Origin of the sequence: Rosistilla ulvae (assembly GCF_007741475.1) — a bacterium.
Lineage (GTDB): Bacteria > Planctomycetota > Planctomycetia > Pirellulales > Pirellulaceae > Rosistilla > Rosistilla ulvae.
Window position 1 is genome coordinate 6,660,313 of the sequence record NZ_CP036261.1, and the last position, 22,143, is coordinate 6,682,455.

Sequence of the window (22,143 nt, forward strand, 5' to 3'; positions counted from 1 at the left end):
AAAAGATCAGTCGGCCCCACCGACGACTGAGTCGCTGTGTCGGGGTATCCCCGGTGTTCACTGACCTGCGGGCATGGCAAGATACTCGCCATTCCCAGTCCCCTCCTTTCCAAAGCTCGTCGCAGATATGAATGCTCCCATCGCTGTCGTACTCGCCGCTGGCAAAGGCACTCGAATGAAGAGTGAACTGGCCAAGGTTCTGTTCCCCGTTTGCGATCGCCCGATGATCCACTTCGTGATCGACGCGTTGCAAGCCGCCGGTGTCGCCAAGACGATCGTCGTCGTCGGCCACCAACAGGAGAAGGTCCGCGAGACGCTCAAGGATCGCGAGAACATCGAATTTGTCGTCCAAGCCGAACAACTGGGGACCGGGCACGCCGTTCAGGTCTGCCGCGAAAACCTGCAATCGCACGACGGTCCCGTGATCGTGCTCGCTGGCGATTCGCCGCTGCTGCAGTCGACCAGCCTGAAAACGCTGTTGGCCGAATTCGAAAAGACGCAGCCCGCGCTGCTGCAGGGAACGTTGCACAAAAGCGATCCGACCGGTCTGGGACGGATCGTCCGCGATGCCGAAGGCCGCTTCACCGGGATCGTCGAAGAGAAGGATGCCACCGACCAGCAGCGGAAGATCACCGAAGTGAACATGAGTACGTACATCTTCAATTGCAGCGATCTGCTCGACGCGCTGGGTCAATTGAAGCAGAATAACAGCCAGGCCGAATATTACCTGACCGATTGCGCCGCTCTGCTGGGCGCAGCCGGTCGTCCGGTCGAAGCGCTTCCTGTGCTGCAAGATTGCGAATCGTTGAGCATCAACAACCAAGAAGAGCTTGCCATCGTGGACGCCAAGATGCGCGAGATGGGCTATGCCAGCAACGATGCTTAACTTTCAAGTGCCTACACCTTCCCCAACGCTTCAGCAGCGGGCTTCCAAGATGCGTGAACTAAAGATCTTCAGCGGTCGAGCCAATCCAGAGCTCTCGCACAACGTCTGCAACGAATTGCATCTGTCCCCCGGAGCGATCACGTTGGGAAAATTCCCCGACGGTGAAAACTTCTGCAAGATCGATGAAGACGTCCGCGGCCGCGACGTCTATCTGGTCCAACCGACCTGCCCACCGGTCAACGATACCCTGATGGAACTGTTGATCATGATCGACAGTTGCAAACGGGCCAGCGCGCAACGGATCACCGCGGTGATCCCTTATTTCGGTTACGCCCGCCAAGATCGCAAAGACGAAGGCCGCGTGCCGATCACAGCCAAGATGGTCGCTAACATCATCACCCGCGCCGGCGCCGACCGCGTCCTCACGATGGACCTGCACGCGGCTCAAATCCAAGGCTTCTTCGACGTCCCCGTCGATCACCTCTACGCCGCTCCCGTCCTCAACCAACACTTCCTGGAACAGGAATACGATCCCAACGAACTGGTCGTCGTTAGCCCCGACGAAGGAAGCATCAAGCGAGCCGTTGGGCACAAGGAACGACTGGGCGGCCACCTGGCGATCGTCGACAAACGCCGCAGCAGCGCGACGGAAGTCGAACAGCACACGATCATCGGGTCGAGTGTCGAGGGGAAGATCTGTTTGATGTTCGACGACATGATCAGCACCGCCGGATCGATCTGCGGTGCAGCGTCGCTGGTTCACGCTTCGGGCGCCAAAGAGATTCATGTCGCCGCCACCCACGGCATCTTCTCCGGCCCGGCGATCGAACGAATCAAAGCCTCGCCGATCGACAGCATCGTGATCACCGATACGATTCCGCTTACGCCCGGCAAGATGTTGCCGAACATCAAAGTCCGCTCGGTCGCCAAATTCCTAGCCGAAGCGATCAAGCGGATCCACAACGATCAATCGATCAGCGCGATGTTCCGCAACAAAAAATAGACCGTCGCTCTCATCAACACCTTCCATCATCAGGCGCCAGCCCCATGCCGCTCTTGATCGAACACGTCTGCCAGTCGCTGGCCGCGGTCGCTCCGCTGCGACTGGCCGAATCGTGGGACAACGTGGGACTGTTGATCGGCGATCGCCAACGCGATTGCCGGCGCGTGATGACCTGCCTGACGATCACCCCCGATGTCGTTGCCGAAGCGACCGACCAACAGGTCGATCTGATCGTCGCGCACCATCCATTGCCCTTCAAACCGATGGCTCGGCTGACCACCGACTCGACGGCCAGCGGAATGGTGCTGGAACTGGCGGCCCATCGGATCGCCGTCTACAGCGCTCACACGGCGTTTGATTCGGCCCGGCGTGGGATCAACCAACAACTCGCCGAAGGCTTGCAACTGACCGACATCGCTCCTCTGCTACCCGATCCGGCCGACACTTCGGAGACGCCCGACGGGAGTGGTCGTTATGGCCGCGTGGCAGCGACGACGCTGGAACAGATCATGCGTCGCGCCGCCGACTTTCTGAAACTGCCCAAGGTCCGCTACGTCGGCGATCCCGACGCGGCGGTCACCAAAGTCGCCTTGGCCTGTGGCAGCGGCGGATCGTTTCTGGACGCCGCCCGCCGCAAGGGCTGCGATTGCATGCTCACCGGCGAATCCAACTTTCATGCCTGTCTAGAGGCCCAATCGCAGGGGATCGGGCTGATCCTGGTCGGGCATTACGCCAGCGAACGCTTTGCGATGGAACAACTGGCCGACCACCTGATGCAAGAGCACGACGAGCTTACCGTCTGGGCAAGCCGCAGCGAATCGGACCCATTGCGCCAGTTTTCTCTATAGCGAATCGCTCGATTTCTGCGATCCGCCCGATCGGCTGCGTTTGACCTTCGGCCGCTCCGGTCTAGAATGCGGTCAGCGAACACTGGCTGCGTTCCTACCATGCTTACAGCGAGATCGAATTCGCCCAGCCGTTGCCCGCCCCACTGGGAGCGCTGGCCATTCGATCCTCTCGCTCGTTCATCCGCTCCACGAAGGAAATCCAATGACAGCTCCAGACAAGTGGCTATGTGCCCTTCCGGTCTACAACGAAGTCAACTTTGTCGACGAAGTTCTGGATAACGTGGCCAATTACGCAGCGAACATCTTGGTCGTCGACGACGGTTCCAACGACGGTACCGACGCCCGGCTGGCCCAGCGAACCGACGTCACGGTCGTTCGGCACCCCGAAAATCGTGGCTACGGCGCGGCCCTGACCACAGCATTCGAATACGCGATCGACAACGGGTACGACGTCGTCGTTACGATCGATTGCGACGGCCAGCACCAACCGGTGCGGATCCCCGATTTTGTCGCCGCGGCCAGCCAAGCCGACATCGTTTCGGGCAGCCGCTATCTGAAGATGTCCGAAGACGACGACGCGCCGCCGGAAGAGCGGATGTTGATCAATCGCAAGATCACTCAACAATTGAACCGCCGCCTGGGACTGAAGCTGACCGATGCGTTCTGCGGTTTCAAAGCCTATCGCGTCGACGCGCTGCGTAGGCTGCGGATCACCGATCCTGGGTATGCGATGCCGTTGCAATTGTGGGTCGAAGCGGCATTGGCCGATCTGTCGGTCGTCGAACTCGCCGTCCCGCGGATCTACTTGGATCTCAGCCGTTCTTTCGGCGGATCGTTGGACCACGCGGAAACCCGGCTGGCGTATTATAATCGTGTCTTGGAAGATGCGATTACGTCGGCCTGTCGTGAAGGTCGCAAGCTGCCCCGACGCCGAGAACTGTGCCCCGACGCGTGACCACGATCAACGAAGAACCCTATCGATCCTACCGCGTGCCGCGGGCCCACCGCGATTGGTTGATCGACCCGCCGCTGGATGCGAACGCCGATGCGTTGGCGGAAAATTTGCGCAACGCCGCCGACTGGAACCTGCAGATCGGGGGCCAGTCGATTGCGTCGTTTCGCAAACGCGCACGCCATGAATTGATCCACACCGCGATCGATTACGTCTCTTCGTATCGCGACCTGCCCAACATCTGTTCCAGCTGTTCAACCGATCGGCCATTGGTCATGGCCGGTCATCAACCCGAACTGTTCCATCCGGGCGTCTGGTTCAAGAACTTTGTCCTCTCCCAGCTGGGACAGTCGCTGTCGACGATGGCGATCAATCTGATCGTCGACAACGATATCTGCCGCGCTCGATCGATCCGAGTCCCGACGCTGCGCAGCGGCAAACCGGCGACCGAGACGATCGCTTTTGATCGTCCTTCCGCCGTCGTCCCCTACGAAATGGCGGATATCGACGACCCCGAGGCGTTCCAAACGTTCGGCCGCCGCGTCGCGCGAACGATCGCTCCGTTGGTCGACAATCCCTGCATCGAACAACTCTGGCCCGAAGCGGTCCAAGCGGCAGATCGGACCGGCAACATCGGGCTATCGCTGGCGCAATCGCGTCACCAAATCGAATCACAACTGGGACTATCGACGCTCGAGGTTCCACTGAGCCGGTTGTGCGAAGGCCCCGCGTTCTGCGAGTTTGTGCTCCATCTGATCCGCGAACTTCCACGGCTGCACGATTGTTACAACGAATCGGTCGTCGCCTACCGGATTGCGCATCACATCCGCAGCAACTCCCACCCCGTTCCCGAGCTCGCTTGTCGCGACGGTTGGTACGAAGCGCCGCTGTGGATCTACGACGAAACGAATCGCCAACGCCGGGCGCTCTATGCGCGAGTCAGCGACCAACAGATCGAGCTGAGCGATTTGGCGTCGACGCATTTGACGATCTCCAATCACGGTGATCCCACCGCGACGGCAGCGGACCTGCTCGAGCGACTGCAGAACAACGTGCGGCTTCGTCCCCGCGCGTTGGTCACGACGATGTACGCTCGGCTGGTCCTGTCGGATCTGTTCCTGCACGGCATCGGCGGCGGCAAATACGACCAATTGAACGATACGATCATCCGCCGCTTCTTCGACGTTGCGCCGCCGCACTTCACCGTCCTCTCGGCAACCTTCACTCCGCTGGGCGAATCGCTCGGAAGTGATGACGCCAGTTCGGATCAACTGCGTCAGTCGATCCGACGCACCCGTTTTCAGCCCGAACATTTTGCCGACCTCGCCGATCTGCCGATCGATCTGGTGCAGGAGAAGCGTGAACTGTTGAGCGACATCCCGCCGCGTGGCGACAAACAGTCGTGGCATGATCGGATCACCGCGATCAACACCGACCTGTCGGCTCGTCTGGATGACCTCCGCTGGCAACTGGCCGATCAATTGAACCAGGTCAATCGTCGCGAAGCGCAACGACGCCTGCTCTCATCGCGCGACTATTCGTTTTGCATCTATCCGTTGCAGGAGATGGGAGAGATGTTTGCCGCCATCGCTCGCGGCGAAGCGAATCCCCATGGCCAGCAAGAGGTCGCGACGACGCCGCGGCACGCTTGATCCTGCCGCCGGTCACAGCCAACGTCTGCTCGCATGAACCGAATCCTGCACTCGCAATCGCAACACAATCTGCAGTCTCGCGACGGATGGGATTGTGCTCGTGAGCACCGCCGCCGCGTGATGGCAATGCTGTTGGATAACGCTTCGCCATCGAAGCGTTTGTGCGTTTTAGGAGCCGGGAATTGCAACGACATCGATCTCCCCGAACTCGCCGATGCCTATCGCGAAGTCGTGCTAGTCGATCTCGACGGCGATGCGATGTTGCGTGGAGTGGAGAAACAATTCTCTGGCGCCTCGTCGCCACAGCGATCTGCAAAAATCAAAACCGTCGTCGGCGATCTGACTGGAATTTCAGAGCTGTTGTCGCAAGCTGTCGATGCGCCGCAGGATGTCGATTCGATCGTCGCTGCGATCGAAGACCGATTGCAGCAACCGCCCGACGCGTTGCTGACGGAGCGCTTCGATACGGTCGCGTCGGTTTGTCTGTTGAGCCAGTTGGTCCATAGCGTCACCGAAACGATCGGGGCACACGCACAGTTGCTGTCGATCGTTCAAGCGGTCCGGCGACAACATCTGCATCTGTTGCGGAATCGCCTAAATCCCGGCGGCCGCGGAATTTTGATCACCGATTTCGTTTCATCGCTGACCGCGCCCCAACTGCCTCAAGTTCCGAGCGACCAACTGTCGCAATACGTTCGACAGTTGCTGAACCAACAAAACTTCTTCACCGGTCTGAACCCGGCTGTACTCGCCCACCAGATGCAAACCGATTCGCAATTTGCCGAGGGACTGCAGCGATTGCAATCGACAGCCCCTTGGATTTGGGACTTCGGACCGCGACAGTATGCGGTATGTGGATTTCAGTTCGACACCCGCCGCGACGCCCCGCCGGACGCGATTCCCCAACCACCGCAAAGAAACAACGATGTCTGATCCTGCCCGCTGCTGCAGCCTGCCTCTGCGGCTGATCCTGCCGTTGCTGTTGCTTGCCTTATTGGTTCGCGGTGGCGTGATGACGTGGCGGTACGATCACTTGCAACAGGATCCCGACGCCTACCGCTTGCTCGCGGAGAACCTTGCCAATCACAACGTCTATGGGCAAGTCGACGCCGACGGGCAAGCTCGCCCCACAGCCTTCCGGCCTCCCGGTTATCCGTGGCTGCTCTCCTGGTTCGTCACCGACGGACAACTCGGTTCGCCAGCAGCCGCCGCGCTAAACCTGGCCTTTGGTTTGGCAACGGTTGGCCTAGTCTTCGCGATCGGATCGCAGCTGCAGTCCCAGGCGACGGGCTTTGTCGCCGCGGCATTGGTTGCGATCGATCCGATCCTACTGGGTCAATCGACGCTGGTGATGACCGAAACGCTTGCGACGATGTTGGCTGCGCTGATCTGGTGGCTGTTTCTCCGCAACGAAGCGACGCTACAGCCTGCGGGCACCTCAACGTCAACGCTTGCCTGGTCGCTGGCACTAGCCGTCGGCTTGGCCGCTGGGTTCTTCTGCCGGCCGGTCTTTATCGTCTGGGCCGCCTGGATGTTGCTGATGCTGTTCCTGCGAAGCCGACGCCAAGTCGGACGAACGGCGATCACGATCGCAACCGTTGGATTGGTGATGCTCCTCGCCGTCGGTGGCTGGACGTGGCGGAATCAATCGGTGACGGGGAAACCGATCTGGGCGACAACGCATGGCGGATACACCCTACTGCTGGGGAACAATCCTTCGTTTTACGAATACCTTGCTGAAGCAAAGGTCGGCGAAAAGTGGGACGCTGAATTTTTTCACCGAAGATGGGCCGAGCGTTTCTCCGCCGACCCGCGGGAGCTTTCGTTCTGGACCGCCGAAACGATCGACACCTCACACGCGGCGGCTCCCTTAGGTGAGATCGACGACGATCGCTTGGCCTACGAATCGGCCAAGGCAACGATTCGCAGACAGCCACAAATGTTTGTCGCCAGCTGCCTGGTGCGGCTCGGCCGGTTGTGGTCGCCGATGCCTCACGCCGGCGACTATTCGAACCTGCTGCGCTACGCGATCGGCAGCTTTTACGTAGCTCTTTTCGCCTGCTGCCTGCTGGGGATCTGGCGGCTCGGCCGACGCCTGATGTCACCGGCTTGGATGGCGATGCTACTGTTAGCCATCGCGCTCAGCTGCGTCCATTCGATCTACTGGAGCAACATGCGGATGCGGTCGCTGGCCACGCCGCTGATCGCCGTCGTCGCGTCGGTCGGAATCCTCGGCGATCGTCAGCGGGCGTCTTGCCAGCCGTCGCCGATCGTTCCGCTGGAGTCTTAACGACTGCCAGGAAAAGCTATTCGGGAAGCTCTTGGTTTCGCGTTTCGGGCATCATCAGAATGATCACCACGCCGACCAGGAACAGCGTCGACAGCCCCGGCACCGCGTACCGCAGCTGCATATCGGGCTGCTCTTTTAACCACCCTGAAAACAACAGCACCGGAACGGCAAGCATCCGCCCGCCGTTGAAGCAGAAACTGGCGCCGGTCGCTCGCAGATGCGTCGGGAACAACTCGGGAAAATAGATCGCGTAACCGGCATGCATTCCGAGGGTCAAGAAACCGAAGACCGGCAGAATGAAAAGCATCTGGGTGTAGGACTGCGGAACAAAACAGACGACGGGTACGATCAGCAGGGCCAGCAATTGAAAGCCGACGAAGGCGGGCTTGCGGCCGAAGCGAGCGGCGATCGGGCCAAAGGCCAGCAGTCCCAGTCCACCGCCGGAAGCCTGCACGATCCCGTAAGCGAACTTCGCCATCGCGCCGACATCTTCCGCCGCGGTCCCGGTCCGCAGCAACAGCTCTTTGACAAGATCCTGCCCGGCGACCGTGACCGACCAAAACGTCCCCAACCCGACCGCGGCCAACAGCAAGCCACCAAACGCGCGGCCCGACCAGCGGGGATTCAGCAACAGATCGCGGAAACTGCCAGCGAGATGTTTATTCGACTGCGGGTCATCCTCATCGACCTGCTTCTGCCAGCGCTCGGGTTCTTTTACGCTCGCCCGCACCCATACGATCAACAGCGCCGGCAGCACTCCCAACAAATAGGCATACCGCCACTGCGTCGCAACCAAGATTCCGGCGAGTGCGGCCAACCAGGTTCCCAAAATGCTCGACGCATGAAAGATGCCAGCCGCTTGCGCTCGCGCTTTGCTCGGAAACACCTCGGCGACCATGCTGGCGGCCACCGCCCATTCACCGCCGATCCCAAGCGCGACCAAAAACCGGAGCACGCCAACTTGATAGATATCGGTGGCGAAGTAGGTCAGGCCGGAGAAGACCGAATAGAGCAGGATCGTGACGATCAGAATCGGCCGCCGACCGTAGCGATCGGCCATCGATCCAAAGACCAGCCCGCCAACGGTCCCTCCCAACAGGAAGATCGCGAGAAACCGATCGCCCCAACCTTTGACCGCCGCCTGGTCGCCATCCAACAGTTCCGACAGCATATCGCCGCGGGTGAGGTTGAAGATCTGGCCTTCGTAGACATCGAACACCCAGCCCGCCGATGCGATGATCAAGACCAACCACTGGTAGCGTGAGATCCCGGAATACCAACGTGTGGTATCGGTCTGGGGACTGGACATAAGGTTTCCGGTGGCTAGACGGGTCGTATTGTATTTTTTTCGTTTAACCGCGAGCCCATCGGGCCGCGCGGCCTTTAAAAACGCGGGGCGAGGCCCGCGCGGTTAAACTTGAAAACTTGTGACTAGCTGCACTAGACGGTGACGGTAAACGAATGCGTGTTCATTTCAGCGAGCGACGCGACAACTTTACGCGTGCCGACAAATGGCGACCGGGCGTGCATCGCAACGGTATTGTCGAGGATGACCACATCGCCGACCTGCCATTCCAAATCGAAGGCCAGTTCTTCGGCCAACTGGGCCGCTCGGCGAACCGCATCGCCATCCAACGGACTCCCGTCGGCATGGCGAATCGCACCCGACGGATCGTTGCTCGGATCCTTCCAACCGCAATAGGCAGCGATCATTTGATTGAAGAAGCTCTTGCGACCATTGCCGAGATCCATCACCGCGGGCAGCGGAGGGGTCGTCGCTCGCAAGCTCTCGCCGTCGAGCCATTCCCAGGAATAATTTAGTTCGCGGAGCCGCGCCTCGGCTCCCTCGCGATCGGCGACGCCCAGCGTGCTTCGCCAACTGCGTCCCATCCCGCTCTTGGCATCGTCATCGTTGGGCATCACGTTGGAATAGGTGAGCCCCGTCAGTTCGCAAGCTTGGGCAAATTCGGGGCACTCCGCCGCCAAGCGTTCCCACAACACATCGCTGCGGCAGATCGGCGTCGCACCTCCCTGCTGGGCAGCAATTTCGCAACTGAACATGATCCACTTCGGGAACAGCGGCGTTTGCGCCATCTCGTGATGGAAGTAGATCCGCACTTCGGGAGGCGCTTCGTTGGCTGAAAAAACCCGCTCGGTCCGATTGATGCGAACCGCGTTGGAGAGCGACTTCTTGTAGGGAAAGTTCTCCAACCGAAGCGACTGGATGATCGCATCGAAGCCCTCCGCATTTTTGACCGGGAAATCACGAAGCAGCACGGCACCGTGCTGGTTGGCAAGACCAAGGATCTCATCGCGGTGTTCCCCAACCCAATCGGTCGCCGCCGCAAGCGTCGCATCGGACTCCGAACAGACAAACGCATAGGGGAAGACCGAATCGCCATAGGTCTGTTGTTTGTCGACCGGCGAAGGAGCAATATTCATGATTGGACTCACTTGCAAAAAAAGCAGTGGCGTTCACGTCCGGTGAAGCAAGCGTCGCGGCGGTTGGGGAGGGACGACGTTCACGATCGATTGACCGTCGATCGTGGGAACCCCTGTGGGGCGCAAACGGAAACTTTGGAGGGCGGGTGGTAGCGATCGAGCTACAGGCAATAACATAACGAAAATATCAGGCTGCGTGGCTGTCTGTGCAAAAAACATTCGACGCGGCTTTTGACAACTGGGCGGGCGGTTGGTCCAGCGGATCTGCTTCAGCAAACCATATGAGAAAAGGAAATTGAGGGATGAGTGATCGACCGGTGAGATTTGGGCTGATCGGACTTGGAGCCTGGGGACAACACCACGCAAACGCAATCACCGTCACCGACGGAGCGGAACTGGTGGCGATCGCAGCTCGCAGCGACGCATCGGTCGCCGCGGCGAAAGAGAAGTATCCCGACGCCGCGGTCTACAACGACTACCGCGAACTTGTCGCTCGCGAAGATCTCGACTTTGTCGACGTCGTCGTCCCCAGCCATCTGCATCACGCGGTCGCGACGGCGGTCTTGCAAGCCGGCAAGCATCTGCTGTTGGAAAAACCGATGGGCGTGTCGATGGAGGAATGCGACGACATGATCCGGATCGCAAACCAGCATGATCGGTTGTTCGCCGTCGGCCATGAACTGCGGTTGTCGTCGATGTGGGGCAAGGCGAAGGAACTGATCGACGAAGGCTTTATTGGCGATCCGTTGTACGCGTTGGTCGAACTATCCCGAAACCCGTATCGCCAGGGGGCCGATGGTTGGCGGTACGACATCGATCGCGTCGGCAGCTGGATCCTGGAAGAACCGATCCATTTCTTCGACCTCGCCCGCTGGTATCTGGAACGATCGGGGCAGCCCGAGCGAATCTATGCGACCGCCAACTCGCGGCAACCAGGGCGTCCCGAACTGCAGGACAACTTCAGCGCGATCATGCACTTCAGCGGCGGCAGCTACGCCGTCGTCTCGCAAACCTTGGCCGCGTTCGAGCATCATCAGACCGCCAAGATCACCGGAACCAAAGGGGCGCTGTGGGCGTCGTGGTCCGGTGCCCAAGACCGCACTCGGCATCCGACCTTCTCCCTGCGTGGGTTCGATGGGAACGAAGTGGTAACGATTCCGATCGACAAACCGACCGGCGAGCTGTTCGAGCTCGAGGATCAAGTCGCTCGAGTCGTCCAGGCGCATCGCAGCGGCGTGCCGTTGCACTGCACCGCCGAAGATGGCCGCTGGTCGGTCGCGATGTGCTTGGCTGCGGAGGCCTCGGTTCGCTCGGGCAACATCGTCTCGATCGGTGATTACATCGGCTGATCGCATTCGTTTTGCTTGCATTTAAAACCGCAGCCATTCATCCCCCGGAAGTTAAAAAACTTTCGGGGGCTTCGCGTCGATTGACCGCTGGACCTGCAAAACCGTTGATTTTGCAGCCCGCTAGCACGCGAGTTTGATGTTGTGGCTCGGATCGCGGAATTCATATACTCCGGCCCGATTCTCCCCGGTATCGCTGCGCAGGAAGCGGCAGCGATCGAGTCTATTCGTTTACAGGTAGCTTTTGAACTTGGGCACGGACGCCAGACAAAAGCGTGCGCCGCGGCGCAGCGACGAGAGCGGTTTGAAGATCATTCAAACCGCCGCGAGGTTGGCGTGCGCGCTCGCCTTGTCCCTGTTTGCGACGGTTTGCGTTGGCGTCGAAATCGAATTGCCACCCGTCGATCCCGCCGATCGGATCACGATTCGCGGCGACGAGATGTCGCGCTGGACCGAGGGACAATATGACGTCCTGTACTTCAAGGGGAATTGCCAGATCGCACAGAACGGCCGCCAAGCGACCGGCGGACAGATGATGCTGTGGGTCGACCAACAGGGTCCCGATTCGGAGATCCCGACCAAGGTGATCGCGTACCTTGAAGATGGTGTCGAGGTGCAGTTTGGATTCAACATCAGCAATCAAAAGCTGCGCGATCAAAATTGGCTGGGCCGATTTTATTCGCGTCTGACGCCCGACGTCACTGCGCTGGAAAAACGCGGTGAACCGGAACACAAACCGGCGATCTTGGATCGGATGCGCGTTGCTCACGGTCAGGGCGACCGCTTCCCGATTCAACAGGTTCAGTTTGAACTGCCGCCCGGCGGCGGTGCGCCGTCGGCACCGCAGCCTCAAACCGCGCCTCAGTTGCCGCCGCAACTACCGACCGCGCCACCCAACCTGCAAGCGCCGCCGAATCAGCCGGTGCCGCAGAACCCACCAGCGCCAAACCTGCCGCCACAGAATGTGCCTCTGCAAAATCTACCGCCGCAGAACCCTCCACCACAAAACAACTTACCTCCACCCAACCTGACGGTTCCGCCCAACGGCGGATCACAGCCGGGGCTGGTTCCCGATCTGCCTGCACCACCGATGATCACCGGCAACGTCGCGCCACCTCAACAGGGAGCGATGGGGACCGGCGGGCTGAACTTTTCGATCGGCGCGCAAGCTGTCGAAATCACCTCGCGCGGCAGCACCACTCCGACACAGATCCAGACGATCAATCGTCTCAACACCGGCGAAACGGTAGTTGTTGCCAGCCAAGGCGTGACCGTCGTGATTCGCGACGTCCAAGCGCAAATGGCTGGTGGCGGATCGTTCGATTTGGGAGCGATCACGATCTCGGCCGACCGCGTCGTCGCTTGGTTGCCGCTGCTGCAAAACCTGGAAATGTTTGGTGGCAGCCAGCCGACAACGGGAATCGATGGCGAACTCTACTTGGAGGGAGACATCGTCTTCCGCCAAGGCGAACGGATCATCTATGCCAAGCGAATGTACTACAACATCGCGCGCCAACAGGGCGTGGTGCTGGCGGCTGAAGTGATCGCAACGACGCCCCAGTACGACGGATTGGTGCGGTTAAAAGCCGACGTGCTGCGTCAGGTCGGACAGGGAGACTTCATCGCCAACGGAGCGGCTGTGACGACCAGCCGGCTGGGAACGCCATCGTACTGGTTGCAGAGCGGCGAGGTTCGCTTTACCGATCGAGAACAGACGGCGGTCAATCCGTACAGCGGAGAAGCGACGGTGGTCGATCGCGACATGCGGGCGACCAGCCGCAACAACTTCGTCTACGTCGGCGGATTTCCGCTGCTGTATTGGCCTGTCTTTGCGACCAATCTGCAGAACCCCAGCTACTATTTGACCGGCGCCAAATTCAAAAGCGACAGCATCTTCGGAACGCAAGTCTTCCTCGACTTCGACGCCTATCAATTGTTTGGCGTCGACGCGCCGCCCGAAGGGACCGAATGGGAACTGTCGGCGGACTACTTGAGCGATCGAGGGCCGGCGGCGGGAACACATTTTGGTTACTCGCGTCCCGACCTGTTGGGAATTGGCGGCCCTGCCAGTGGATTCGCTGATGTCTGGGGCATTGTCGACAGTGGACTCGACACGCTGGGCAGCGATCGACGCGACATGACACCAGCCCAAGAGGTGCGCGGCCGCGTATTGTGGCGGCACCGGCAATATTTTGCCAACGACTGGGAGGTCACGATGGAAGCGGGTCTGATCTCCGATCGCAACTTCCTGGAACAGTATCTGGAACAGGAATGGGATCGCGAAAAGGACCACACCACCGGCGGGCACCTGCGCAAATACTACGACAATCAATTGTTTGATTTCTCGGCGAAGGTTCGGGTCAACGGATTTTTTACCGACAACAGTGAACTGCCTCGCTTCGACCACTACCTTTTGGGATCCAGCTTGCTGGGCGATCACTTCACATGGTCGTCACATACCTCGGTAAGCTACACCAAGTTAGAGGTCGACGTGGTCCCTTCGGACCCAACCGACGCCGCCAAATTCACTCTGTTCGCATGGGAACGCGACCGCGAGGGCTTGAAGGCTTCATCGCGTCAGGAACTTGCGATGCCGTTGCAATTGGGAGCTGTTAAAGCGGTTCCGTTTGTCTCGGGCGAAGCAGCCTATTGGGGCGAGGCATTGGATGGCGAAGACCTCACCCGGTTCCTGGGCCAAGCGGGCATCCGCGGTTCGCTGCCGATGTGGCGTTTGTCGCCACAGGTGCAAAGCAGTCTGTTGAACATTCAGGGGCTGGCGCACAAGGTGGAAGTGCAGGGTGAATTCTTCTTTGCCGAAGCGGATCAGAACCTGGATCAGTTGCCGATGTACGACCAATTGGACGACAACGCGCAAGAGCAGTTCCGTCGCCGGTTCTTGTTCAACACGTTTGGCCTGACAGCGGGCGATCCGTTGCCGCTTGCATTCGACCCGCGGTATTACGCGGTCCGCATGGGCTTGCAACGGAACGTGACAAGCCCCACCACCGAGATGGCTGACGACCTGATGCAAGGCCGAATTGGACTGCATCAAAACTGGCAAACCAAGCGTGGCTTGCCAGGCCGCGAACGGATCGTCGACCTGGCGCAGTTCGATGTCGATCTGTTTGTCTATCCGAAATCGGATCGCGACAACCTAGGTGAAGTTGCCGGACCGTTGACCTACGATTTCCGCTACCACGCCGGCGATCGGGTGACGCTGCTATCGGATGGCTACTTCGACTTCTTTTCCGACGGACTCAAGTCGGTCAGCGCGGGCGTGCTGACGAGCCGGCCTGGCTTAGGAAACATCTACGCCGGAATTTTGTCGCTCGAAGGCCCGATCTCCAGCAACGTGTTGCAAGGTGCGATCGATTACCGGTTAAGCGAAAAATGGATCATGTCGGCCAACACGACCTTCGATCTCGGAGAGGTCGGAAACGTCGGGCAAGACCTGGGGATCACTCGCATCGGCGAGTCGGCGTTAATCCAAGTCGGCGTGAATGTCGACAGCGGCCGCGACAACGTCAGTTTCAACTTCCGCATCGAACCGCGATTCTTCCCCACCCGCAAACTCGGGCGACTGGGCGGCCAGCTGATTCCGCCGCCGGGCGCCGAGGGACTCGAATAAACGCTGCCCTTCGGCAGCCTTTGTGGCGGCCAATCCCAACCGCGACGATTCGTTTGGCACGGAAATCGCATTACGCTAATTGGACGTAGCGTATCCCGCGATTCCCCCTGAAACCGCGCCCTTCCTGCGCGAACGGGAGACGGAACCGAGGCACTACGGCCCTGTGCGGAAACTCCGTTTTCACCCGATATGTGGAGCCAATATGATCTGGATCGTCGCTTACGTCAGCAGCGTCGTCGGTGCGTTTTTGACGATTCTTGCGATGACGATCATCCGCAACGACCAACGCCACAGCATCGGTCGCATCGGCTGGTTGGGGCTGGTTCTACTGTCGCCACCGATTGGATTGATCCTGTTTCTATGGCTCGGCGGCCGCAAGATCTCTGCAGAGCACGAGACCCGTGACCTCGTCGACATCCCCGCGCAACCGGGGAACGATGAACCGCCACGCGACGATTTCGAAGACCTTCTGTTGCATCGCGGTTTGCATCGGCCGACCTCAGGAAATCAAATCCGCCTGTTGCCCGACGTCGCCGAAACGCGGGCTGCCTTTCTGGAACTTGTCGATTCGGCCGAAGAAGCGATCTATGTCACGACGTTCATCCTGGACGATCGCGAAGCAGCCAATCGGATCGTCGATCGGTTGTGCGAGCGGGCGAAAGAGGGAATCCAAGTTCGGTTGATGTGCGATGGATTTGGATCGTTCCAAGTCTCCGAGGAACAACTGGATCGGCTCCGGCAAGCGGGCGGCAAGGCGGAACGATTTAAGCCGATGTCACAACTGAGTCGACTGGCATATCTCAACTTCCGCAACCATCGCAAGCTGGCTGTTGCCGACGGCAAGCGGGTGATCCTTGGCGGCGCGAACCTGGTGCAGGAACAGATCGCCGCTCACCCCGACGACGACAGTTGGTTGGACCTGAGCCTCTGGATCGAAGGTCCCGCCGCGGTGCAACTGCAGGCTGTCTTCTGCAGCGACTGGAACTTCGAAACAGAAGAAAACCTGCCTCCCGCTAAACTGGAAGATTACGACGGCGAGAAGGCGAAACAAGGAGCCAGGTTGACGGTGATGCCGATCGGCCCCGATGGCCCCGATGTCATCTTGGACGACTTCTGGCTGTATGCGATCCACCAAGCGAAGCATCGGATCTGGATAGCAACTCCCTACTTCATCCCGCCACCACTGGCGATGCGGTCGCTGGAATCCGCTTGCCGACGAGGTGTCGACGTGCGGATCATGGTCCCTCAACAGAGCGACCTGCGACCCGTCGATTACGCTCGATTCGACTATTTCGACGATCTCGAAGAGCTCGGCGCCACGCTGCTGCGATATCCCGACAAGATGGTCCACGCAAAGGTTGGGATCGTCGACGATCGGGTAGCGCTGGCGGGGTCGGCCAATTTTGATCTGCGTTCGTTTTTCCTGAACTACGAGCTTTCGGTCGTCGTGCACGACGACAAGACGATCGCCCAACTGGCCGATTGGTTCGAAGCGATGTCGAAAAAGTGTGCCCTCGGGGTGACCGACCGCTCCCGAGTCCGCGCCGTGATGGCGACGGCGGTTCGGATGTTCGCATCGGAGTTATAAGAAATCCGCCCGGTTAAAATGCCCGGCACGCTAGAAGCAGCAGGACCGGTCGCCGCGCGATCGCGCGGCGGACTTGCCGTCGGTTAACTGGTCCGTTGGATCGACTCGACGACGCGAACCGCATGTCGGTCGGGCTGGATTCCACCGCCGTAGACCGATGCAAAGGCCTGCGTCGCTTCGGCTCCCAGCAGAAAGATCATGCTGCTGTAATAGACCCAGACCAAGATCACGACCAGCGATGCGGCGGCCGAACCGAGCTGAGCCCCTGGATCGCTGTTGGACAGATACCACTGCAACCCTAAACGTCCGGCCAAGAACAACAGCGTCGTGATCAACGCCCCTACCGCAACGTCCCGCCACAACACCTTGGCATCGGGCATCCACTTGAAGACCGCTGCAAAAACCACAAACGTGGCGACAAACTGCACGCCGTTGTTGATCCCGCGAGCGAGCACTTCGTCCATCCCGATCACGCTGGACAACCGCGCGCCGATCGCCGACAGAATCGTCGACACAACCAATGAAACCAGCAGCAGGAAGCCCAGCCCAAGGATCATCGCCAACGAGAGCAGACGCTTGACCAGAACCGTCTTCATGCTCGACCTCGCCGGATCGGGGCGGACCGACCAAACGCGGTTGAGCGAACTTTGGATCGCCCCGACAACTCCCGTCGCTCCCACCAAGATCCCGGCAAAACTGAGCAACGTCTTCCACCAGTGCCCCCCCGCGTCGCTCTCCCGCTGCAGGATGCTTGTAATCTGCTCGGTCGCGACTTCGTTGCCAAGCAGCTGGGCCGCTTGGTCCTCCAACAGCGTTCGCGCTTCGGTCTCGGCTTCCCCATCGGTGTATGCCAACGAAAAACCGAACACCAAAACCGTCAGCAACAAATACAACACCGGGGGCAACGCAAAGATCGTGTAATAGGCGAGCGCTGCCGAGAGCGTCGTACACTGATCGTCGACAAAACCTGTAAACGTTTTCTTGATTACCTTAAACACTCGCCATCCAATCGATTGATCGCCCCGCCGCCGATCGCGGCACTGCAAGATTCCAACATGCCACGACATTGTACGCGGTAACGAGGCGAAGCGAATCGGACGTTCGCCGCCAGGAAAAACTTCCGGCATCTTAGATCGCAACTTATATGCCAAAGCTAGCGGAGTCGATCGCAGGTCCCGTTCGGTCGCCGCCACGGCTCGATTGCTAGCCGACTGGCGGAACATCGAGCAACCTGGTCGCTGCCGATACTGCCCCAGCCGCCATCGGCCCCCGGAATTCCAAGCGGCACGCAAAATGCATTCACTCCACGATCTGGGTCCACCCCATTTGCGTCCCGCAGCGTCGACCAGCTTTTCGGCTGGTCCCATTAGAGCCGCCGGGGCTATCACGAAGCGAGAGAGGAACGATCGAATGAGTAACGAAAAAAATATCGAAGTCGAAGGCCAACTTGCCGAACTGACCAAACTCTGCTGCGATTCGCTCGAGGCCGACCGCGAGTCGCTTCCCGAACGGATCGAACCGTTGCTGAAGTCGCTGCTGATGAGCGGCTTTGAGCGACAAAAGAAACAACCGTTGGGAGTCGAATTGGAGGCGAGGATCCTGGACGCTTGTGAGGGGCGTTCGACGCAGCGTGGAGCAGAGATCCGTGGTGTGGCGAACCAGGTCCAACGCAAGTACGATTATCTGGTCCGATGGGAGAGCAGTCATCCGAAGGATCCTCAAGCCGAACCCGCCCAACCGGCGAACATCAGCTCGGCGACCGATTCTTGATCGCCATACTTCCGCTCCTAGCGGCAGGGCGAGGTCGGTCGCCTTTCGCTCCGCGAAAGTGCGGCACCGCAAACCGGATGGTCATTCCAAATTGAGACAACAACCGGCACGCGATAGCAGCTTGTCGGTTTAATCAGCCGATTGGGCGTTCGCCCCGGTTCCGCTGCCACTAAACCGGGGCGAACGCCCAAACGGCTATAATGCAAGGAAGCTCGTTGTGACTAAACCGACAAGCCGATAGCGTCCGGTTCCGCCGAATAGCGACGTGCCGACTGGCTCTCCCAAACCAAGACACGCAATATCCCTCCGCGGCGTCGCTCGACGCCTGATGCCCCACATCAATCAATCGACCAAAGGAACCGCATTCCGTGCTCCGCAACGCTCCGCGACACCTGCGTTCTTGGACGGCTTCAGGAATCAAATATTTTCGCGGTCGCGAGCCGATCGTCCTGATAGCGTTGCTGTTGGTCGTGGCGGTCAGCTGGGGATTTATCGAATTGGCCGACGAAGTCACCGAGGGGAGCACGGGGTACTTCGATCGCTGGGTCGTACGTTCGATGCGGCAGGCGGATGATCCGACGCAGCCGATCGGACCGCGATGGATGCGAGAGGTTGGCCGCGATATCACAGGCCTCGGCGGCGTGTCGGTCCTTTCCATGTTAATCGCCGCGGCGGCAGGGTTCCTAGCGATCCACCGCGCCTACCGCACGATGGCCGTACTGCTGGTCTCCACGATCGGCGGGATCATCGTCAGTTCTTTGCTGAAACAGTTTTTCGCGCGGCCGCGTCCCGACATCGTGCCTCACCTGGCAGAAGTTTATACGAGCAGCTTTCCCAGCGGCCACTCGATGATGTCGGCGGTCGTCTACCTGACACTGGCCGCGCTGCTGGCGCCGGTGCTGAAACATTTCTGGGTGCGAGTCTACGTGCTTGCGCTGGCGGTCCTGGCGACTGGCCTGGTCGGAATCAGCCGTGTCTACCTGGGCGTTCATTACCCGAGCGACGTTCTCGCCGGTTGGGCTGCCGGGCTCGTCTGGGCCGTGGTCTGCTGGTTGATCGCGCGGCGGTTCGCCACTCGATAAAACCGGCACACGGTTTGCGTCTGTGTTTCATTGCAAGGGTAACCAACGGTTGTTGCCGCCCCTTCTAACAATGAAAATGAAGACACAGAAACGATGCCTGCTCGAATCAACGTTCCATTGCGTCACACGGCATGCCAAACTGGCGGTGTACGATGGTAAACGAAGTCCCCGATATCAGCCGCGTGGTGCTGCAGCGAGCTCAAACGCTCTCCCCACGCATGCGGCAGATCCGACGCTTTCTACATCAAGCTCCGGAGCTATCGGAGCAGGAGTTTGCGACGACGGCCTATCTTGCCGACCGGATCGCTGAACTCGACCTAACACCGCAATATGCTGGAGGACGCCGCGGTGTCTGGGCCGACATCGACGGAGGTGCTCCGCTGCCGGGGCGTCGGGTCGCGATGCGAGGCGACATCGATGCGCTGCCGCTGCAGACTCAACTGGAAGCTTGTTATGCCAGCCAGACCGCGGGGGTCATGCATGCCTGCGGCCACGACGCCCACGCGACGATGGTGTGGGGAGCGACAGCGATTTTGAAGCTGATGCGCGACGCCGGCGAGCTGCCGACAACGTTCGCTAGCCGTTCGATCTTCCAACCGGCCGAAGAGACAAGCACTGGCGGGATCCATATGATCGACGCCGGCGCACTGCAAGAGGTTCATTGCGCGATCGCTCTGCACGTCGATCCCTCTCGCAACGTCGGCACGTTCGGCTTTCGCGACCTCGCCTTCACGGCCGGATGCGATGTCTTTGAAATGGAGCTGACCGGAACGGCCGGCCACGGGGCTCGCCCTCATTTGACAGGCGACACGGTTGGCGCCGCGGCAGCGTGGATTCATGAGGTCTACTCTCGCCTGCCACGCTCCTACGACGCCCGCGATCCGATCGTCGTCAATGTGGGTCAAATCCAAGCTGGGGCGGCGGCGAATATCGTCCCTGCCAAGGTGTCGCTAAGTGGAACAGTGAGGACGCTGTCGCTGGAGGCAGCCGGCCACGCGAAAGATCAGATCGATCGAATCTCGCAAGCGCTTCAGTTGCGTTACCCCGTCGAAGTGAAAGTGACCTACGGACGGCACACGCCACCGGTGATCAACGATCCATTGATCAACGCGGCGTTTCGCATCGCGGCAGCAAGAGTCGTCGGAGAAGAGAACGTGCACCAAATCGACCAGCCGAGCATGGGCGCGGAAGACTTTGCCTTTTTCGGATCCAAGGTCCCCGCCGCGATGATGCGGATCGGCGTCGCGGGGATCGAGATCGGCCAGCAACCGCTGCACACCCCAACGTTTGACATCGATGAAGCCGCATTGCCCTACGGCGCGGCGGCGTTGGCTTTGGCAGCGATCGACCTCCGCTGACGCTGCAAGCAACGCGACATCGCGTTCCTCGCGATCGTCCGTCGAACATGCCTCGGCTCGTCCCGCGAGCGAGGATTGCCTCGAATCTTCGGTTCGACAAATCATTCCTTTTGCTGGTGAGTTTCCATGGTTTCCTTCAGTCGCTCGAAAGTCCCCGCCGTTGGCGTCGAAGAAGAGTATCAATTGGTCGACCCGACGTCGGGACGCCTGATCCCGAAATGCAGTGAGGTCTTGCGTCAATTGGGCCGCGATCCCGATGCCGACATCCAACGGGAACTACATCTGAACCAAATCGAGATGGCGTCGAACGTTTGCGAAACGCTCGAGGAAGTGCGCGAGAACCTGCAGAAGGTTCGCAAGCTGTTGATCGATGCGGCGGCAAGCACCGGTGCGGCTCTCGTTTCGGCCGGAACCAACCCGTTCCCGTTGCCCGAATCCGAAACGCTGACGCCGAAGTTTCGCTACCAATCGATGGGACAACAGTTCCAACATATCGCCCGCTCGCTGTTCATCTTCGGGTGTCACGTGCACGTCGACATGCAGGACAAAACGCTTGGCTTGCACGTGATGAATCAGACGCGGCGATGGTTGCCGCTACTGCAAGCGTTGACAGCAAACTCGCCGTTCTGGAACGGTCAGGACACAGGTTACGCCAGCTATCGCCGCGAGGTCTGGGTGCAGTGGCCGATGGCCGGCGCCCCGCCACACTTCCAGGATTTGGCTGATTACGAAGCCTGCTTGAGCGAGCTGACGAAATCGGGAGCGATCAAAGACGAGAGCTTCATCTACTGGGATATCCGACTGCCGGTCAAAGTGCCGACGATCGAATACCGATGCGCCGACGTGATCACATCGCTGCAACAGTGCGTCGGGTACGTGGGACTGGTACGCGCTCTTGTGATGCAGACCTGCGATGACATTCAAGCGGGGCGAGAGTACCCGCCGATCCGATCGCATCTATTGTCGTTTGCGATCTGGCACGCCGCCCGCTACGGCGTCAGCGCCGATTTACTGGATCCTTTGACCTGCGAGAAGGCAACGGCGACCGAATCGGCAGCTCGGATGCTCGAATACATAGCTCCCGCGTTGGCAGCGTCGGGCGACCGCGAATGCGTCGAAGCGTTTGTTCAAGATGTCGTGCGAGACGGTTGCGGCGCCGATCGTCAGCGGTTGACGATGCAAACCGAAGGCAATTTGGCGGCGGTTGTGAAGGCCGCGATCAAAGAGACCGCAATCGACACTGCACCAGCAACCTGCTGAAACATTCCTCTCACTCAAACGCCATCCCTTACTCTCTG

At 59.7% G+C, this 22,143-nt stretch carries 17 protein-coding genes; 14 read left to right on the top strand and 3 right to left on the bottom strand.

From position 1 onward, the window contains the following. Positions 1-127: 127 nt before the first annotated feature. From EC9_RS23670 to EC9_RS23700, 7 genes are all read left to right on the top strand, one after another. Positions 128-886, top strand: a complete 759-nt coding sequence (locus tag EC9_RS23670) for a sugar phosphate nucleotidyltransferase (RefSeq protein ID WP_145123343.1) — start codon at positions 128-130, stop codon at positions 884-886. A gap of 49 nt (positions 887-935) precedes the next feature. After that, the gene (locus EC9_RS23675) at positions 936-1,889 is read left to right on the top strand and encodes a ribose-phosphate diphosphokinase (protein ID WP_145123344.1); all 954 of its coding nucleotides are present in this window, start codon (positions 936-938) and stop codon (positions 1,887-1,889) included. 44 nt (positions 1,890-1,933) lie between these two features. Next, positions 1,934-2,737 (top strand): Nif3-like dinuclear metal center hexameric protein, encoded by an 804-nt coding sequence (locus tag EC9_RS23680; RefSeq protein WP_145348500.1) that lies wholly within the window; start codon positions 1,934-1,936, stop codon positions 2,735-2,737. A gap of 202 nt (positions 2,738-2,939) precedes the next feature. Next, the gene (locus EC9_RS23685) at positions 2,940-3,692 is read left to right on the top strand and encodes a glycosyltransferase family 2 protein (RefSeq protein WP_145348501.1); all 753 of its coding nucleotides are present in this window, start codon (positions 2,940-2,942) and stop codon (positions 3,690-3,692) included. Then, entirely contained in the window at positions 3,689-5,341 is a 1,653-nt protein-coding gene (locus tag EC9_RS23690; protein ID WP_145348502.1) for a hypothetical protein, read from the top strand. The genes EC9_RS23685 and EC9_RS23690 overlap by 4 nt, the downstream gene beginning before the upstream one ends. Positions 5,342-5,374: 33 nt before the next feature. Further along, positions 5,375-6,274 carry a hypothetical protein gene (locus EC9_RS23695; RefSeq protein WP_145348503.1) on the top strand — a complete coding sequence of 300 codons (900 nt, stop codon included), beginning with the start codon at positions 5,375-5,377 and terminating at the stop codon, positions 6,272-6,274. Beyond that, the gene (locus EC9_RS23700) at positions 6,267-7,631 is read left to right on the top strand and encodes an ArnT family glycosyltransferase (RefSeq protein ID WP_218934385.1); all 1,365 of its coding nucleotides are present in this window, start codon (positions 6,267-6,269) and stop codon (positions 7,629-7,631) included. Before EC9_RS23695 ends, EC9_RS23700 begins: the two co-directional genes overlap by 8 nt. Before the next feature lie 16 nt (positions 7,632-7,647). Here the strand turns inward: EC9_RS23700 and EC9_RS23705 are convergent, their stop codons facing one another. Continuing rightward, a complete protein-coding gene (locus EC9_RS23705) occupies positions 7,648-8,940 on the bottom strand; it encodes an MFS transporter (protein WP_145348505.1) in 1,293 nt (430 codons plus the stop codon). Between the two features lie 131 nt (positions 8,941-9,071). After that, positions 9,072-10,073 carry a TauD/TfdA family dioxygenase gene (locus tag EC9_RS23710; protein WP_145348506.1) on the bottom strand — a complete coding sequence of 334 codons (1,002 nt, stop codon included), beginning with the start codon at positions 10,071-10,073 and terminating at the stop codon, positions 9,072-9,074. A gap of 302 nt (positions 10,074-10,375) precedes the next feature. Between EC9_RS23710 and EC9_RS23715 the strand changes: the two genes are divergently transcribed. The 3 genes from EC9_RS23715 to EC9_RS23725 all read left to right on the top strand — a co-directional run bounded on the left by EC9_RS23715 (position 10,376) and on the right by EC9_RS23725 (position 16,635). After that, on the top strand, positions 10,376-11,422 hold the full coding sequence (locus EC9_RS23715) for a Gfo/Idh/MocA family protein (protein WP_145348507.1): 1,047 nt from the start codon (positions 10,376-10,378) through the stop codon (positions 11,420-11,422). Between the two features lie 301 nt (positions 11,423-11,723). After that, positions 11,724-15,047 (top strand): LPS-assembly protein LptD, encoded by a 3,324-nt coding sequence (locus EC9_RS23720; protein ID WP_145348508.1) that lies wholly within the window; start codon positions 11,724-11,726, stop codon positions 15,045-15,047. A 202-nt stretch (positions 15,048-15,249) separates the two neighbouring features. Then, positions 15,250-16,635 carry a phospholipase D-like domain-containing protein gene (locus EC9_RS23725; RefSeq protein WP_145348509.1) on the top strand — a complete coding sequence of 462 codons (1,386 nt, stop codon included), beginning with the start codon at positions 15,250-15,252 and terminating at the stop codon, positions 16,633-16,635. 83 nt (positions 16,636-16,718) lie between these two features. Here the strand turns inward: EC9_RS23725 and EC9_RS23730 are convergent, their stop codons facing one another. Continuing rightward, positions 16,719-17,633 carry a YihY/virulence factor BrkB family protein gene (locus EC9_RS23730; protein WP_246105846.1) on the bottom strand — a complete coding sequence of 305 codons (915 nt, stop codon included), beginning with the start codon at positions 17,631-17,633 and terminating at the stop codon, positions 16,719-16,721. A gap of 412 nt (positions 17,634-18,045) precedes the next feature. Here EC9_RS23730 and EC9_RS23735 point away from each other — a divergent pair, with 412 nt between their 5' ends. The 4 genes from EC9_RS23735 (at position 18,046) to EC9_RS23750 (ending at position 22,105) form a co-directional block, all read left to right on the top strand. After that, positions 18,046-18,405, top strand: coding sequence for a hypothetical protein (locus EC9_RS23735; RefSeq protein ID WP_145123355.1), 360 nt, complete (start codon positions 18,046-18,048; stop codon positions 18,403-18,405). A gap of 368 nt (positions 18,406-18,773) precedes the next feature. Continuing rightward, the gene (locus EC9_RS23740; protein ID WP_246105847.1) at positions 18,774-19,487 is read left to right on the top strand and encodes a phosphatase PAP2 family protein; all 714 of its coding nucleotides are present in this window, start codon (positions 18,774-18,776) and stop codon (positions 19,485-19,487) included. 152 nt (positions 19,488-19,639) lie between these two features. Next, positions 19,640-20,845 carry an amidohydrolase gene (locus tag EC9_RS23745; protein WP_145348511.1) on the top strand — a complete coding sequence of 402 codons (1,206 nt, stop codon included), beginning with the start codon at positions 19,640-19,642 and terminating at the stop codon, positions 20,843-20,845. Between the two features lie 126 nt (positions 20,846-20,971). Next, on the top strand, positions 20,972-22,105 hold the full coding sequence (locus EC9_RS23750) for a carboxylate-amine ligase (RefSeq protein ID WP_145348512.1): 1,134 nt from the start codon (positions 20,972-20,974) through the stop codon (positions 22,103-22,105). The last annotated feature ends 38 nt before the right edge of the window (positions 22,106-22,143 follow it).

Bases quoted from the DNA above. Each gene is read 5' to 3' on its own strand.
- EC9_RS23670 (WP_145123343.1), top strand. From the start codon at position 128: ATGAATGCTCCCATCGCTGTCGTACTCGCCGCTGGCAAAGGCACTCGA.
- EC9_RS23675 (WP_145123344.1), top strand. From the start codon at position 936: ATGCGTGAACTAAAGATCTTCAGCGGTCGAGCCAATCCAGAGCTCTCG.
- EC9_RS23680 (WP_145348500.1), top strand. From the start codon at position 1,934: ATGCCGCTCTTGATCGAACACGTCTGCCAGTCGCTGGCCGCGGTCGCT.
- EC9_RS23685 (WP_145348501.1), top strand. From the start codon at position 2,940: ATGACAGCTCCAGACAAGTGGCTATGTGCCCTTCCGGTCTACAACGAA.
- EC9_RS23695 (WP_145348503.1), top strand. From the start codon at position 5,375: ATGAACCGAATCCTGCACTCGCAATCGCAACACAATCTGCAGTCTCGC.
- EC9_RS23700 (WP_218934385.1), top strand. From the start codon at position 6,267: ATGTCTGATCCTGCCCGCTGCTGCAGCCTGCCTCTGCGGCTGATCCTG.
- EC9_RS23705 (WP_145348505.1), bottom strand. From the start codon at position 8,940: ATGTCCAGTCCCCAGACCGATACCACACGTTGGTATTCCGGGATCTCA.
- EC9_RS23710 (WP_145348506.1), bottom strand. From the start codon at position 10,073: ATGAATATTGCTCCTTCGCCGGTCGACAAACAACAGACCTATGGCGAT.
- EC9_RS23715 (WP_145348507.1), top strand. From the start codon at position 10,376: ATGAGTGATCGACCGGTGAGATTTGGGCTGATCGGACTTGGAGCCTGG.
- EC9_RS23725 (WP_145348509.1), top strand. From the start codon at position 15,250: ATGATCTGGATCGTCGCTTACGTCAGCAGCGTCGTCGGTGCGTTTTTG.
- EC9_RS23735 (WP_145123355.1), top strand. From the start codon at position 18,046: ATGAGTAACGAAAAAAATATCGAAGTCGAAGGCCAACTTGCCGAACTG.
- EC9_RS23745 (WP_145348511.1), top strand. From the start codon at position 19,640: ATGGTAAACGAAGTCCCCGATATCAGCCGCGTGGTGCTGCAGCGAGCT.
- EC9_RS23750 (WP_145348512.1), top strand. From the start codon at position 20,972: ATGGTTTCCTTCAGTCGCTCGAAAGTCCCCGCCGTTGGCGTCGAAGAA.